Raw genomic sequence first — 13904 nt, 5'->3', positions numbered from 1 at the left:
CCGGCCCGATGGACCGGACGCCTCGGTTGCATCAGAAGCTGGCCTTGAAGGTCACGCCCCAGGTGCGCGGATCGCCCGGCTGGCCCACGATCAGGCCGGTGTTGCCCGACGCCACCGCCAGCTGTTCGTAGTAGTTCACGTCGAACGCGTTGCGCACCCAGCCATAGATGTCGAACCCGTTGTCGGTACGATAGCCCAGGCGGAAGTTCGACAGCGCATAGCCATCGATCCACGTATAGGCGGACGGCGACGGGTTCGACGAGAAGTTCGAACGGTAGTTGCCGTCGAAGCCCAGGTAAGCCTGCCCATCGGTGCCGAACAGGTGCGCAGGCACGTTGCCTTCCGCGCCATAGGAGAACGACCACTTCGACACGCCCGGCAGGCGCTGGCCCGAAATGTTGCATGACAGCGGGCTGACCCCGCCCGGCGTACCCGGCGCGCTGGGGGTGGCGGTCAGGTTGCCGCTGGCGTCGACCGGCTGGCTGCCACCCGAAAGCTCGGGCGGGCACGGCGCATTGGTGAACTTGCGATAGGTCGCGTCGGTGTAGGCGCCGTTGGTGTAGATGTTGAAGCGCTCGCTCGGGCGGGCCGAGAAATCGAACTCGACGCCCTGCGTGCGCACCTTGTCGGCATTGGCGAGGTAGCCGCGCAGCGCGCCCACGGTGTAGTTCGAGACCTGCGCCTGGTAATTGCCGATCTCGGTGCGGAAGATCGAGACGTTGAACGTGGCCTTGCGATCCCAGAACTGCGTCTTGATGCCCGCTTCGAAGTGATTGACCGTTTCGGGCTTCACCGTCGCCAGTTCGAGCAGCGGCACGCCCGCGCTGTCGGTCGGCACACCGTTGAGGTTGACGCCACCCGACTTGAAGGTGTGCGCGTAAGTCGCATAGGCGTGGACATCGCGCGACACGTCATACGACGCAGTCAGGTCGTACGAGACGTTCCAGTCGGAAAAGCGCACGTTGAACTGCTGCGGGGCGAGCACCGCGAGTTGCGCCTTTTCGCGCGAGGAATTGCCCCCCTGCGCCGCCGTCTTGAACACCACGAGCTGGCCCGCACCGTTGGTCACGATCGAGCTGTAGTCACCGACCTTCTTGTCGTAGTTGACGCGGAAGCCCGGCTGGATCGTGAAGGCGTCGGTCACCTTGAAGCTGAGCTGGCCGAACACGGCGGCGCTGGTGTTCTTCAGGCTGATGTCGTTGGTGGCGGTCAGCCCGTCGAGCACGGTCGGATCCTTCGACAGCGCATCGGAGGGCTTGATCAGCCAGGCCGAAGCCGCCGGCCCCTGCTGCTGCACGCCGTTGGTCTGGATCTTCTGGTAGAACCCGAACGCGCCAAGCACATAGCCCAAGCGGCCCGTTTCGCCCGTCAGGCGCAGTTCCTGCGTATACTGGTCCTGCTTCGAGGGATTGTTCGACTTGGTGGTGATGGGCAGGCCGAGGAAGTCGCGGTCGTTCGACGGATCCCAGTCCCAATGGCGCCACGCCGTGATCGAGGTGATCGTGCCAATGCCGGTGTCGATCTTGCCGCGCAGGGACACGCCGCCGATCTTGTTCTTGGCCTGAAGCGGCACGTCGACGTCGGTCACGCGATCAAAGGCGTCGGTGCTCGGCACGCCATAGCCCTGAAGCGCGGCAAGCGCGGCGTACTGCCGGTCGAGCGAGCGCTGCGTGGTGCCGGTGCGCACGTAGATCTGCGCGCAGCAGCGCGGGTTCTGGCGGCTGAAGTCGCCCGCCAGCGTGAACGCAACGCTGTCGGACGGCTGGAACAGCAGCTGGCCCCGGATGCCGAGGTTGTCCTGCTCGTTGATCTTCTGGCCGGTGGCAACGTTCAGGATGGTGCCGTCACGGTGCGTGCTCGACACGGCAATGCGCGCGGCCAGCGTGTCGCTGATCGGACCGGAAAGCGCGGCCTTGGCCTGCAGGAAGCCGAGATTGCCAACGCTGATCTCGGCGCGCCCTTCGGGGGTGAAGGTCGGCTGGCGGGTGGTGATATTGATCGCGCCCGCCGTGGTGTTCTTGCCATAAAGCGTGCCCTGTGGCCCGCGCAGCACTTCGATCTGCTTCACGTCGAGGAAGTCGAACGTGCTCGACGCGACACGCGCCATGTAGACGTCGTCTACGTAGATGCCCACGCCCTGTTCGATGCCGTCGTTGGTCAGGCCCAGCGGCGCACCAAGACCACGGATGTTGACCGAGGTGTTGCGCGGGTTGGAGCTGGTGAACTGCAGCGTCGGCGTCAGCTGCTGCAAGCGGCCGACGTTGAAGCTGCCGGTGGAATCGATGTGGTCGCCACCCACGACAGAGATGGCCAGCGGCACATCCTGCGCGGTTTCCTGCCGGCGGCGAGCCGTGACGACGATGGTGTCGGCATCGGACTGGCCGGTGCCGGCAGAGGTACGCTCGGTGACGGGCGCATCGGCGGCAGCAGCCTCGTCGGCGGCAAAGGCGGGGGCGTTTACGGCGAGCAGCGCGAGGGGCGCGGCCCCTGCGAACAGGAGAACACGGGACATCGTTGGTGATCCTTGTTGGTCAGGGTCACGATGCCTCCAGTGGTCCGGTTGGCAGTCGGTAACGCTTGATGAAAATCGGTTGGGTTCAGGAAATCAGTTCGGCTTGAAACGCTTCTTCTCGGTCACGTCGATCTGAACGACGCGGCCTTCGTGAATGGTCAGCGAAACATTGCCGTAGCGCAGGCCAGCAAGGGCTTCGCGCACGCTGGCGATCGATTCGTCCAGGTGGCGCTCGGCATCGTTGCGGGGCGCAGCGGGGGGCGTATTCATGGCTGTGCTCCTTTTGGTGGGTCAGGCAGGGTTGAACAGGCGGGAACGGCGCGGAACGATGCGCACGTGATCCCCGGCGGCGGGTTGCGGCAGGGCGGCGTCCATGTCGAATTCGACCAGCAGGTCGGTCTCGACGAGCAGACCTTCGACACGCCAGGCGCCGCCCTTGCGGAAGACGTTGTCGACGCGGACGACTTCGCCGCCATCGGCAACGACATCGACATCATGCGGGCGGAAGTGGACTTCACCGCCCTGCCCCGCCACGCGATTGGTTTCGCCCACGAAGTGCGAAACGAACGGCGTCTGCGGGTTCATGTAGATTTCTTCGGGCGTGCCGACCTGCTCGATCCGCCCGTGGTCCATGACCACCACGCGATCGGCGAGTTCGAGCGCCTCCTCCTGGTCGTGCGTGACGAAGATCGAGGTCAGCCCCATCTGCTTGTGCAGGTCGCGCAGCCAGCGGCGCAGATCCTTGCGCACCTTGGCGTCAAGCGCGCCGAACGGTTCGTCGAGCAACAGCAGTTTGGGTTCGATCGCGAGGGCCCGGGCGAGCGCCACGCGCTGGCGCTGGCCGCCCGAAAGCTGGCCCGGATAGCGCTGGCCCAGCCCTTCGAGCTGGACAAGGCGCAGCAATTCCTCGGCCCGCGCCTTGATTTCGGCCTTCGACGGCCGCTCGCGGCGCTTCTTGACCGAGAGCCCGAACGCGACGTTCTCGGCCACGGTCATGTGGCGGAACAGCGCGTATTGCTGGAACACGAAGCCCACATGGCGATCCGCGACCTTCAGCTGCGAGACGTCCTCGCCGTTGAACAACACTTCACCCGTGTCCTGGAATTCCAGCCCGGCGATAATCCGCAACAGCGTTGTCTTGCCCGAGCCGGACGGCCCCAGCAGCGCGACGAACTCGCCCTGCTGGATTTCGAGATCGATCCCATGCAGCGCCGCGAAATCGCCGAAGCGCTTGGTGATGTTCTGGACCTTGATCAATGCTTGGCTCCCGAATGGAGGTCGAAGCGCCATTCCAGCACGCTCTTGGCGACGAGCGTCACCAGCGCGAGGCCGGCCAGCAGCGAGGCGACGGCGAAGGCTCCGACAAAGTCGTATTCGTTGTAGAGGATCTCGACATGCAGCGGCATCGTGTTGGTCTCGCCCCGGATGTGGCCCGAGACGACCGAGACCGCGCCGAATTCCCCCATGGCCCGCGCGTTGCACAACAGCACGCCATAAAGCAGGCCCCAGCGGATGTTGGGCAGCGTGACGTGCCAGAACGTCTGCCAGCCATTGGCACCCAGCGAGAGCGCGGCTTCCTCGTCGTCCTTGCCCTGCTCCATCATCAGGGGGATCAGCTCGCGCGCCACGAACGGGAACGTGATGAACACCGTCGCCAGCACGATGCCGGGCACCGCGAAGATGATCTTGAGGTCATGCTCGGCCAGCCACGCGCCGAACAGGCCGTTGGCGCCGAACAGCAGCACGAAGATGAGGCCCGACACGACCGGCGAAACCGAGAACGGCAGGTCGATCAGCGTGATCAGCAGGCTCTTGCCCGGAAAGCTGAACTTGGTGATCGCCCAGCTGGCCGCGAGGCCGAACACGACGTTGAGCGGCACGCTGATCGCGGCAATCAGCAGGGTCAGCTTGATCGCGGCCCAGGCGTCGGGCGTTTGGATGGCGTAGATGAAACCGCCGATGCCAGCCTTCAAGGCCTCGCTGAACACCGCGACGAGCGGCAGCAGCAGGAAGAAGCCGAGGAAGGCGAGCGCGATGCCGATCAGCAGACCTTGCGTGAAGCGGCCTTCGGTGGTGGCGCGCAGCTTCATGCCCCCATCCTCCGGCGACCGGCGGCCTGCAGCGCGTTGATGGCGAGCAGGATGCCGAAGGACACCAGCATCATAACCACCGCAATCGCGGTCGCACCTTCATAGGCGTACTGTTCAAGCTGGGTAACGATGAGCAAGGGTGCGATCTCGGTCTTGCCGGGCATGTTGCCCGAAATGAAGATCACCGAGCCATATTCCCCCACCCCGCGGGCGAAGGCCATGGCAAAGCCGGTGAGCAGCGCAGGAGCGATGGCGGGAAAGATCACGTGGGCGAACGTCTGCGAACGGTTGGCGCCGAGCGTGGCGGCGGCTTCCTCGACGTCCTTGCCCAAATCGGCCAGCACCGGCTCCACCGAGCGCACGACGAAGGGCAAGCCGATGAACACCAGCGCAATGGTGATGCCCAGCGGCGTGAAGGCCACCTTGATCCCCAGCGGGTCGAGGAACTGCCCGACCCAGCCATTGGGGGAATAGAGCGCGGTCAGCGCAATGCCCGCCACCGCCGTCGGCAGCGCGAAGGGCAGATCGACCAGCGCCGACACCACCTGCTTGCCGGGAAAGGCATAGCGCACCAGCACCCAGGCGACGAGCAGGCCGAACACGGCGTTGACCAGCCCTGCCGCCGCCGCCGTGCCGAAGCTCAGGCGATAGGCGGCGAGCGCGCGATCACTGAAGCCCACCTCGACGAAGTGATGCCAGCCCATGCCGGCAGCCTTCAGGAAGATCGTGGCGATCGGGATCAGCACGATCAGCGACAGCCAACCGATCGTCGTCCCGAACGTCAGCCCGAAACCGGGCAGGACCGAGGGTTTGCGCCATGCTCGGGCGCGCCCCGTCCGTGGGGGAAACTTGGATTGCATCTGCAGTGGCCTGCTCGATCAGAGGATACGCGGGGTTACTTCTTGGCCGTGTAGATGCGGTCGAACACGCCGCCATCATCGAAGAACTGCTTCTGCGCGCGCGCCCAGCCGCCGAAGTCCTTGTCCACCGTGACCATCGGGATCTGCGGGAACTGCGACTTGAACTGCTCGGCGATCTTGGGGTCGCGCGGGCGGTAGAAAGCGTGGGCGATCGCCGTCTGCGCCTCGGCCGTATAGAGATAGCGCAGGTAAGCGTCGGCAACCTCGGTGGTGCCGTGCTTCTTGGCGTTCTCGCTGACGACGGCCACCGGCGGTTCGGCAAGGATCGAAAGCGACGGCGCGACGATCTGGAACTTGCCCTTGCCCAGTTCCTTCTCGGCAAGGAACGCCTCGTTCTCCCACGAGATCAGCACGTCACCAATGCCGCGTTCGACGAACGTGGTGGTCGCGCCACGCGCGCCGCTATCCAGCACCGGCACGTTGGCGTAAAGCTTCCGGACGAAGGCTTCCGCCGCCGCATCCGATCCGCCGCCCGCCTTCTTGCCATAGGCCCAGGCCGCAAGGAAGTTCCACCGCGCGCCGCCGCTGGTCTTGGGATTGGGCGTGATGACCTGCACGCCCGGCTTCACCAGGTCCGACCAGTCCTTGATCCCCTTGGGATTGCCCTGACGCACCAGCAGCACGATGGTCGAGGTATAGGGCGAGGAATTGTCGGGCAGCGCCTTCTGCCAGTCGGCGGGCAGCAGCTTGCCCTTCTTCGCGATGGCGTCGATGTCGTAGGCGAGCGCCAACGTGGCGACATCGGCCTCAAGCCCATCGATCACCGCGCGGCTCTGCTTGCCCGATCCGCCGTGGCTCATGCGGAAGGTCACGTCCTTGCCGGTCTTCTGCTTCCAGTAGGCGGCAAACGCCGGGTTGATGGCCTGGTACAACTCGCGCGTGGGGTCGTACGAGACGTTGGTCAGCTCGACCGCGTTGGGGTTGTTCGACTTCGACGAGCAGCCCGCCAGCGCCGGTGCGAGGACAAGACCCAGGCTAAGGCTGGCGGTGACAAAAGCGCGGCGATTCATTGTCGGTACTCCCTGTTGTGCCGTCGGGATAATCTCAATTCGAAAGGTAGACATTACAGAAGTTCTGTAGCCCCCCAAAGCGCAGCTTCATCGCACCGGCATAAGGCCAAGACACATGCGCATGTCTTGTTCCCGCAGTCGTTGCGCGCCTGCACCGAATCAACTTCCCTCGGCACGGTGCAGCCAGATTAACTCAACCTGATAAGTAGATAATGCCGCAGCGACGAAGCGAGCGCAAATGTCGATGAAATGAGTAGACATTGCACTTCCGGTGGACGCTCCAGCCCAAAGATGGCAGTTTTGGGCACGTGGGGGCGCGATCAAGCGGGGGGCGAACGATCATGACCATTGTTATCGGCACCACCAGCGTGGACGGCAGCACCATGAACGCAGGGTCGGGCGAAGATCTGATTCTTCCCGATGGCGTCGTCATCTCCACCGCAATGGGTAGCGGCATCCGGGCGTCGGCATCGGACAGTGACCTGCTGATCATGGGCAAGGTGTTCGGCCAGACGTACGGCATCGAGATGGGATCGAATGCAGACGTCGACGCCCGCAACACGCTGACCATGACGGCGGACAGCATCGCCTCGGGATATTCCGCAGGGGTGCGGACCGTTGGAAAGTTTGCGGTGATCGACAATGCCGGGCTGATCCGCGGGACAGGCGAAGCGGGCATCTGGGTTTCGAACAACGAATACACGAACGCCGTCACCATCCGCAACACCGGTACCATTCAGGGAGTGACAACCGGCATTATGGTGGCAGGCGGCGCGATGCGCTTGATCAACCATGGCCGTATCGCAGGCGGTGAAACGAACTCTGCCATTCAGGGCGGCTATGCCGTCGACCATATCACCAATCGCGGGTTGATCGATGGCAGCATCGGAACCTTTTCCAGCGACGACGTCGTCATCAATCGCGGCACGATTGCCGGCCCGGTGAGCATGGGAGAAGGCGCGGATCGTGTCGACAACCGCGGCGGAGTCATCGAGGGCGACATCACCCTCGGCGCGGGGGACGACATCTACCTTCCGGGGGCCAGCGCCGAAACCGTCGACGGGGGCGACGGCACCGATTGGCTGGACTTTCGCGCCGCTACAGCTGCCGTCACCATGGCGCTGGACGCGAGCGTGAACTCGGCCGGCTGGGCGGCCGGTGACGATTTTGCGGGTTTCGAGAACGTCATCGGCAGCAACCTGGGCGATACGCTGACCGGAGACGACGGAGCCAACACGCTGAACGGCATGCGTGGTGCCGACAGCATCAACGGCCTTGGCGGGAACGACGATATCGACGGCGGCAGCGGCGCCGACACGCTCAATGGGGGCAGCGGGAGCGATACGCTGGAAGCTGGTACCGGGAACGACATCCTGGTCGGCGGGGTTGGCACCGACGTTCTACGCGGCGAGTCAGGCGCCGATCAGTTTCGCTTCGACGATGCGGACTTCGGGGGCACCAATGAAACGGTCGCCGACCTGATCGCGGATTTCAGCCACGCCGAGGGTGATCGCATTCACCTCTCCCTGGTCGACGCAAAGACCGCCACGACCGCCGACGATGCCTTCACCTACATCGGGTCCAAGGCGTTCACCGGCGTTGCCGGGCAGCTCCGCAGCGAAACCGGCAATGGCAAGACCTACGTCCTGGGCGACACCGACGGTAACGCCATCGCCGACTTCTGGATCGTGCTGACCGGCGCGATCACGCTTGTGAAGGGCGACTTCGTGCTGTGATGCGCAAGGGTCGCGCCGGCACAGCGCGCCGTGGCTCCGCTTGCGCGGTTGGCGCTATGTCAATTCGTACGGTCGTCGAAGGCCCCTTCGCCCAACGTCAGACAGGGCCGGAACGTCAACCCGTCTCGGCCCTGTCGCACATATCGTCAATTGGCGGTTTGGACACGTATTACAGCACGAAGTCCGCCGCCTTGAGCGTCAGCAGACCCGTCAATGCGATCCTGAAATCGGCTGTTCCATCGCCATTGGTATCGCCCAGGACATATGTGGCGCCGTCACTCTGCGAAATGCGCAGTTCCCCCGCGACATTGTGGAACGCGGCCGTCCCGATAAACTGGAATGCCTGATCGCCTGTCGCCTTGGTGCTGGCATCGAGCAGGGAAAGATCGATCCTGTCGCCCTGGGACGACTGGAAATCGTTGATGACGTCCGCATCGCTGATCGTCACGCCGAACAGATCGCCCTTGGCGAAAACGAACCGGTCCGCGCCCGCGCCGCCGGTCGCGTAATCCTTGCCCGCGCCGCCGGTGAGGGTGTCGTTGCCAGCGCCGCCGTCGAGCGTATCGCTCCCCGCGCCGCCGCGCAGGATGTCGTTGCCGACATCGCCGTTCAGCACGTCCTCACCGCTGCCGCCGTCGAGCGTATCGTTGCCCCGCCCGCCATAGAGCAGATCCGCCCCGTCCTGCCCGAACAGCTGATCGTTGCCGCCCAGCCCCGACAGAACGTTGTCCCCAACGTCACCCACCAGCACATCGGCGCCGGTGGCCGACCCCCGGACGTTCTCGAACAGCGAGAAGGTATCCCCAGCAGCCCAGCCGGTGCCATCGAGGCTGAGATCGAGCGCGATCTGCACCCCTGACGAGCGCGTGAAGTCGAGCGTATCGAGGCCGCCGCCCCCGGAGACATATTCGTCGGACGATCCCGCAACGAACGTGTCCGAGCCATTGCCGAGATCGACCAGGCCGTCGATCGTGCCGCTGCGGTTGTCGAACGTGTCGCTGTTATCGCCGCCATAATAATCGCCGATGATCAGCCCGCGGTTGACCACGCAGTCGCTGCCGTCGAACAGGTTCACCGAGCCTTCGATCGTGCCATAGTTGAACACGGTATCATCGCCGACCCCGCCGACGATCGCGCTGCCGTACAGCCCGGTGATCGTGCCGTGGTTATAGATCGTCATCAAGCTCTGTCCGCCTGAAACTCCGGCATAGTAACCCGTGATCGCACCATAATTGCGGATGACGCTGGCGCTGGTGCTGTCGCGATCGGCTTCAATCGCTATGCCATACAAGGTCTCACTCTGGATCTCGCCGTAGTTGACGACATTGTTGCCGTCGCCTGTCAAATAGAGCCCGTTACCATTGGCCGTCACGGTGCCTTGTCGGCCGATATAGATCCTGGCTCCGCCCAGTGTATTGTCGGAACGGTCTGTTTCGAGCGAGATGCCGCTGGTTTCACCATGAACGGCCCCGAAAACGTCCACGCTGCGCCCCCGACCAACGCCGTGTACGGCGCTCGTGTCGGTCGAAATCGAAACCACTCCCGCCGGGACGTAAAGGTTGTCGGTCGCCCCCAGATCGTGACGAAAACCGCCGCCAACAAAATTCCCCGCAACTTGCAACGTCATCGCGTTTCTCCAACCACCTGCAATACGGAATACCTTATTCATTGACGAAAAAGCATGACAAATCTCACAGCTGCACGATTTCATAAGATAATCATGATGCGGGCAATCGCTCGTCGGCCAACCGGAAGCCACCTTCCCAACCTTCGTTGTTGTGCACCGATCGCCGTCAGGGCTTGCCAAGGCCCCCCGCGCGCTGGCACTCAGGGCGCCTTGCAATCCGATTGCAACATACCAACACCATGGCCCCGGGCAGGGTTAACGACAGGCAAGGACAGGCTAGATGCGGACGAATGGCAGCGCGGGAGCGTCAGCAGCCCCCAGCGTGGATGGCCCGCCCCCTGCCGAGCGCTATTTCAATCGCGAGTTGAGCTGGCTCCAATTCAACCGCCGCGTGCTGGCCGAGGCGCAGAACGAAAACTACCCGCTGCTCGAACGGCTGCGCTTCCTGTCGATCTCCGGCAGCAACCTTGACGAATTCGTGATGGTCCGCGTGGCCGGGCTTGCCGGTCAGGTGCGCGAACAGGTCGTCGAAACCTCGATCGATGGCTGGAGCGCGGGCAAGCAGTTGCAGGCCCTCAACCGCGCCGTGTCCGATCTTGTCCACGAACAACACGCCATCCTTGCCACGCTTGCCCGCAAGCTTGAGAAGGAGGCCGGGATCGCCATCATCGGCGATCGCAAGCTCGAAAAGGCCGAGGCCGAATGGCTCAGCGACTATTTCGAGCAGCACGTCCTGCCCGCGCTGACCCCGCAGGCGATTGATCCTGCGCACCCCTTCCCCTTCATCGCCAACCAGGGCACCGGCATCCTGTTCTCGCTGACGCGCGTGGCAGACGGTGCGCAGGTCCGCGAAATGATCCTCGTGCCCCCCGCCTTCCCGCGCTTCGTGCGCCTTCCGGGTCCGGACAAGGCGCTGTGGATCTCGATCGAGAACTTGATCCGGCGCAAGGCGGCGCGTCTGTTCCCCGGCTTTCGCATCAACGGCAGCGGCGTGTTCCGCGTGCTGCGCGACAGCGACATGGAAATCGAGGAGGACGCCGAAGACCTCGTCCGCTATTTCCGCACCGCGATCCAGCGCCGCCGCCGCGGCAAGGTGATCCTGCTGCAATTGCAGGAAGACTTCGACCCCGCCGCCGAGGAACTGCTGCGCGAGCAGTTGCGGCTTGATCATGCGCTGGTGCTGAAGTCGCCCGGCCTGCTCTCGATGACCGGCCTTGCCGCCGTGGTCGAGGAGGAACGGCCCGAGCTGAAGTTCGAACCCTACACCCCGCGCTATCCCGAACGCATTCTCGAACATGACGGCGATTGCTTCGCCGCCATCCGCGAGAAGGACATCATCATCCATCACCCCTTCGAAAGCTTCGACGTGGTGATCGATTTCCTGCGACAGGCCGCGTCCGACCCGGACGTCATCGCGATCAAGCAGACGCTCTATCGCGCGGGCAAGCAGTCCGCCGTCATCGCCGCCCTGATCGCCGCCGCAGAAGCGGGCAAGTCGGTAACCGCCGTGGTCGAACTGAAGGCGCGCTTCGACGAGGAACAGAACCTGCTGTGGGCGAGCCAGCTCGAACGCGCAGGCGTCCAGGTGATCTACGGCTTCCTCGACTGGAAGACCCACGCCAAGGTTTCGATGGTCGTCCGCCGCGAAGGCGAAGGCTATCGTACCTATTGCCACTTCGGCACGGGCAACTACCATCCCGTCACCGCGCGCATCTATACCGACCTGTCGTTCTTCACCGCCGACCCGCGTTTCGGGCGCGATGCCGGGCAGTTGTTCAACTTCATCACCGGTTACATCGAGCCGAAGGGCACCGAGATGCTGGCGATCTCGCCCATCGGCCTGCGCCGCAAGCTCTACGAATGCATCGATCGCGAGATCGCCTTCGCCAAGGCGGGGAAGCACGGCGCGATCTGGGCCAAGCTCAATTCGCTGACCGACAGCCAACTCATCAACCGCCTCTATGAAGCGAGCGCGGCAGGCGTGGAAATCTCGCTGGTGGTGCGCGGCATCTGCTGCCTGCGCCCCGGCGTGCCGGGCCTGTCCGAGCGCATCAGCGTCAAGTCGATCATCGGCCGCTTCCTCGAACACAGCCGCATCTGGGCGTTCGGCAACGGCGGCGCACTGCCCAACCGCCGCGCGCGGTTGTTCATTTCCTCGGCTGACGGGATGAGCCGCAATCTTGACCGGCGCGTCGAAGTTCTGGTTCCGATCCGGAACCGGACCGTCCACGATCAGGTTCTCGATCAGGTGATGCTGGCAAACCTGATCGACACCGAACAGAGCTGGAAGCTCGACAGCGATGGCACCTACCATCGCACGGCCCCGGGGCCCAAGCCCTTCAACGTCCACCGCTACTTCATGACCAACCCATCGCTGTCCGGCCGCGGCGCCGCGCTGACCAAGGGCCGCAAGGTGCCCAAGCTGGCCTTGCGGCGTGGTGGCGCAACGGCCAAGCCCGACTGACGGCGGCAAATTTCGAGATCATGGCCAGCAACCGCAAGAAACCCCTCGTCGTCCCGCCTCGGGCGATCATCGACATCGGATCGAACACTGTCCGCCTCGTCATCTACGGCGGCCCGCTGCGCGCGCCTGCCGTACTCCACAACGAGAAGGTCACCGCCCGCCTCGGCAAGGGCGTTGCCGAAAACGGCCTGCTGTCTGACAAGGCGCGCGCCGCCGCCCTCGCCTCGCTCGGCCGCTATCGCGCGCTGTTGCGGCTGAAGGGCGTGGATCAGGTCGATGTCGTCGCCACGGCCGCCTCGCGCGATGCCGCCAACGGTGCGGAGTTCCTCGACGCCGTACGCGCGCTGGGCTTCGCCCCGCGCCTGCTGTCCGGCGAAGAGGAAGCGGTCACCAGCGCGCATGGCGTGATCGGCGCCTTCCCTTATGCCCGCGGCGTGGTGGGCGATCTTGGCGGCGGCAGCCTCGAACTGGTGGATATCGACAACGGCGAATGCCGCCACGGCGTTTCCATGCCGCTGGGCACGCTGCGCCTGCCCGGCCTGCGCGCGGAAGGCGACGCGGCCTTCGCACGCAAGGTGGGCAAGGCGCTGGCCAAGGCCGACTGGAAAGCCGAGCCCGGCTGCACGCTCTACCTCGTCGGCGGCTCGCTGCGCGCCTTCGCGCGCTATGCGATGGACAAGCTGCACTGGCCGATCGACGATCCCCACGCCTTCGCCATCGACGCCGCCGAGGCCGAAAAGCTGGCGCGCACGCTGGCCCGCATCAAGCCCGAAGCGCTCGCCCCCATCGCCAACATCTCGTCCTCGCGCCTCGCCGGGTTGCCCGATGCCGCCGCGTTGATCGGCGTGCTGGTGCGCAATCTCCAGCCCGCGCGCCTCGTGTTTTCAGCCTGGGGCCTGCGCGAAGGGCTGCTGTGGGAGACGATGCCCGCGCACGTCCGCTCGCAGGACCCGCTCGTCGCGGGCGTGGCCGATTTCGTGCGCGACGAAGGCGTTTCGCCCGGCACCGCCACCATGGTCACCGGCTGGACCGCCAGCGCCTCGCTCGCCGATGGCTCCGAACGCCGCGAGCGCCTGCGCCTGTCCGCGACCATGCTGTGCCTCGCCTCGGCGCTGGTCGAGCCCAACCTGCGGCCAGACCTTGCCCGCGACTGGGCGCTGCGCAAGCGCTGGATCGGCGCCAGTGCGCGCGACCGCGCGATGCTCGCCGCCGCGCTGATCGCCAACACCGGCAAGACCGACCTGCCGCCCGACCTGTTGCGCATCGCCGCCGAGCCGCAATTGCGCGAAGCCGTGGCCTGGGGCCTCGCCGCCCGCCTGTGCCGCCGCTTCAGCGGCTGCACCGCGCAAGGCCTGACCGGCAGCGCCTTGCGCGTCGAAGGCGAAACGCTCGTGCTGACCGTGGACAAGGACCTCGGCGTCCTCGTCAACGACGGCACCGAACGCGACCTGAAGGCGCTCGCCACGCACATGGCGCTGAAAGGCGAAGTGCGGATCGGGTAGCAGGGCGAGAGGACCGCTATTGCCATCAGTCGCCGGCAGGTCG

Annotated in this window: 10 protein-coding genes; 3 read left to right on the top strand and 7 right to left on the bottom strand. The window is 64.9% G+C overall.

Annotated elements, in window-relative coordinates:
- Nucleotides 1–31: 31 nt before the first annotated feature.
- From K3A84_RS00855 to K3A84_RS00830, 6 genes are all read right to left on the bottom strand, one after another.
- Complete coding sequence (locus K3A84_RS00855) at nt 32–2512, bottom strand: TonB-dependent receptor (RefSeq protein ID WP_225007174.1); 2481 nt, start codon at nt 2510–2512, stop codon at nt 32–34.
- A 93-nt stretch (nt 2513–2605) separates the two neighbouring features.
- On the bottom strand, nt 2606–2782 hold the full coding sequence (locus K3A84_RS00850; protein WP_225007173.1) for a YezD family protein: 177 nt from the start codon (nt 2780–2782) through the stop codon (nt 2606–2608).
- 21 nt (nt 2783–2803) lie between these two features.
- Entirely contained in the window at nt 2804–3769 is a 966-nt protein-coding gene (locus tag K3A84_RS00845) for a sulfate/molybdate ABC transporter ATP-binding protein (protein ID WP_225007172.1), read from the bottom strand.
- On the bottom strand, nt 3766–4602 hold the full coding sequence (gene cysW / locus K3A84_RS00840; RefSeq protein WP_225007171.1) for a sulfate ABC transporter permease subunit CysW: 837 nt from the start codon (nt 4600–4602) through the stop codon (nt 3766–3768). The genes K3A84_RS00845 and cysW overlap by 4 nt, the downstream gene beginning before the upstream one ends.
- Nucleotides 4599–5462, bottom strand: coding sequence for a sulfate ABC transporter permease subunit CysT (gene cysT, locus K3A84_RS00835; protein WP_225007170.1), 864 nt, complete (start codon nt 5460–5462; stop codon nt 4599–4601). Before cysT ends, cysW begins: the two co-directional genes overlap by 4 nt.
- A 35-nt stretch (nt 5463–5497) precedes the next feature.
- Nucleotides 5498–6532, bottom strand: a complete 1035-nt coding sequence (locus K3A84_RS00830) for a sulfate ABC transporter substrate-binding protein (RefSeq protein WP_225007169.1) — start codon at nt 6530–6532, stop codon at nt 5498–5500.
- Between the two features lie 341 nt (nt 6533–6873).
- On the opposite strand from K3A84_RS00830, the gene K3A84_RS00825 reads away from it, so the two are divergent.
- Nucleotides 6874–8268 carry a calcium-binding protein gene (locus K3A84_RS00825; protein ID WP_225007168.1) on the top strand — a complete coding sequence of 465 codons (1395 nt, stop codon included), beginning with the start codon at nt 6874–6876 and terminating at the stop codon, nt 8266–8268.
- 169 nt (nt 8269–8437) lie between these two features.
- Here the strand turns inward: K3A84_RS00825 and K3A84_RS00820 are convergent, their stop codons facing one another.
- Nucleotides 8438–9895: a calcium-binding protein gene (locus K3A84_RS00820; protein WP_225007167.1), complete on the bottom strand. Its 1458-nt coding sequence runs from the start codon at nt 9893–9895 to the stop codon at nt 8438–8440.
- 280 nt (nt 9896–10175) lie between these two features.
- On the opposite strand from K3A84_RS00820, the gene K3A84_RS00815 reads away from it, so the two are divergent.
- Both K3A84_RS00815 and K3A84_RS00810 read left to right on the top strand, forming a co-directional pair.
- The gene (locus tag K3A84_RS00815; protein WP_225007166.1) at nt 10176–12359 is read left to right on the top strand and encodes an RNA degradosome polyphosphate kinase; all 2184 of its coding nucleotides are present in this window, start codon (nt 10176–10178) and stop codon (nt 12357–12359) included.
- Nucleotides 12360–12379: 20 nt separating this feature from the next.
- A complete protein-coding gene (locus tag K3A84_RS00810) occupies nt 12380–13861 on the top strand; it encodes a Ppx/GppA family phosphatase (RefSeq protein ID WP_225007165.1) in 1482 nt (493 codons plus the stop codon).
- Nucleotides 13862–13904 lie beyond the last annotated feature (43 nt).

Source organism: Novosphingobium percolationis (genome assembly GCF_020179425.1).
In the GTDB taxonomy this organism is placed as follows: Bacteria; Pseudomonadota; Alphaproteobacteria; order Sphingomonadales; family Sphingomonadaceae; genus Novosphingobium; species Novosphingobium percolationis.
The sequence above is the reverse complement of the archived record's forward strand: the minus strand, read 5'-3'. Positions and strand labels throughout refer to the sequence as shown.

Excerpts from the sequence above, each read along its gene's own strand:
- K3A84_RS00855 (WP_225007174.1), bottom strand. The coding sequence starts at position 2,512 with ATGTCCCGTGTTCTCCTGTTCGCAGGGGCCGCGCCCCTCGCGCTGCTC.
- K3A84_RS00850 (WP_225007173.1), bottom strand. The coding sequence starts at position 2,782 with ATGAATACGCCCCCCGCTGCGCCCCGCAACGATGCCGAGCGCCACCTG.
- cysW (WP_225007171.1), bottom strand. The coding sequence starts at position 4,602 with ATGAAGCTGCGCGCCACCACCGAAGGCCGCTTCACGCAAGGTCTGCTG.
- cysT (WP_225007170.1), bottom strand. The coding sequence starts at position 5,462 with ATGCAATCCAAGTTTCCCCCACGGACGGGGCGCGCCCGAGCATGGCGC.
- K3A84_RS00830 (WP_225007169.1), bottom strand. The coding sequence starts at position 6,532 with ATGAATCGCCGCGCTTTTGTCACCGCCAGCCTTAGCCTGGGTCTTGTC.
- K3A84_RS00825 (WP_225007168.1), top strand. The coding sequence starts at position 6,874 with ATGACCATTGTTATCGGCACCACCAGCGTGGACGGCAGCACCATGAAC.
- K3A84_RS00820 (WP_225007167.1), bottom strand. The coding sequence starts at position 9,895 with ATGACGTTGCAAGTTGCGGGGAATTTTGTTGGCGGCGGTTTTCGTCAC.
- K3A84_RS00815 (WP_225007166.1), top strand. The coding sequence starts at position 10,176 with ATGCGGACGAATGGCAGCGCGGGAGCGTCAGCAGCCCCCAGCGTGGAT.
- K3A84_RS00810 (WP_225007165.1), top strand. The coding sequence starts at position 12,380 with ATGGCCAGCAACCGCAAGAAACCCCTCGTCGTCCCGCCTCGGGCGATC.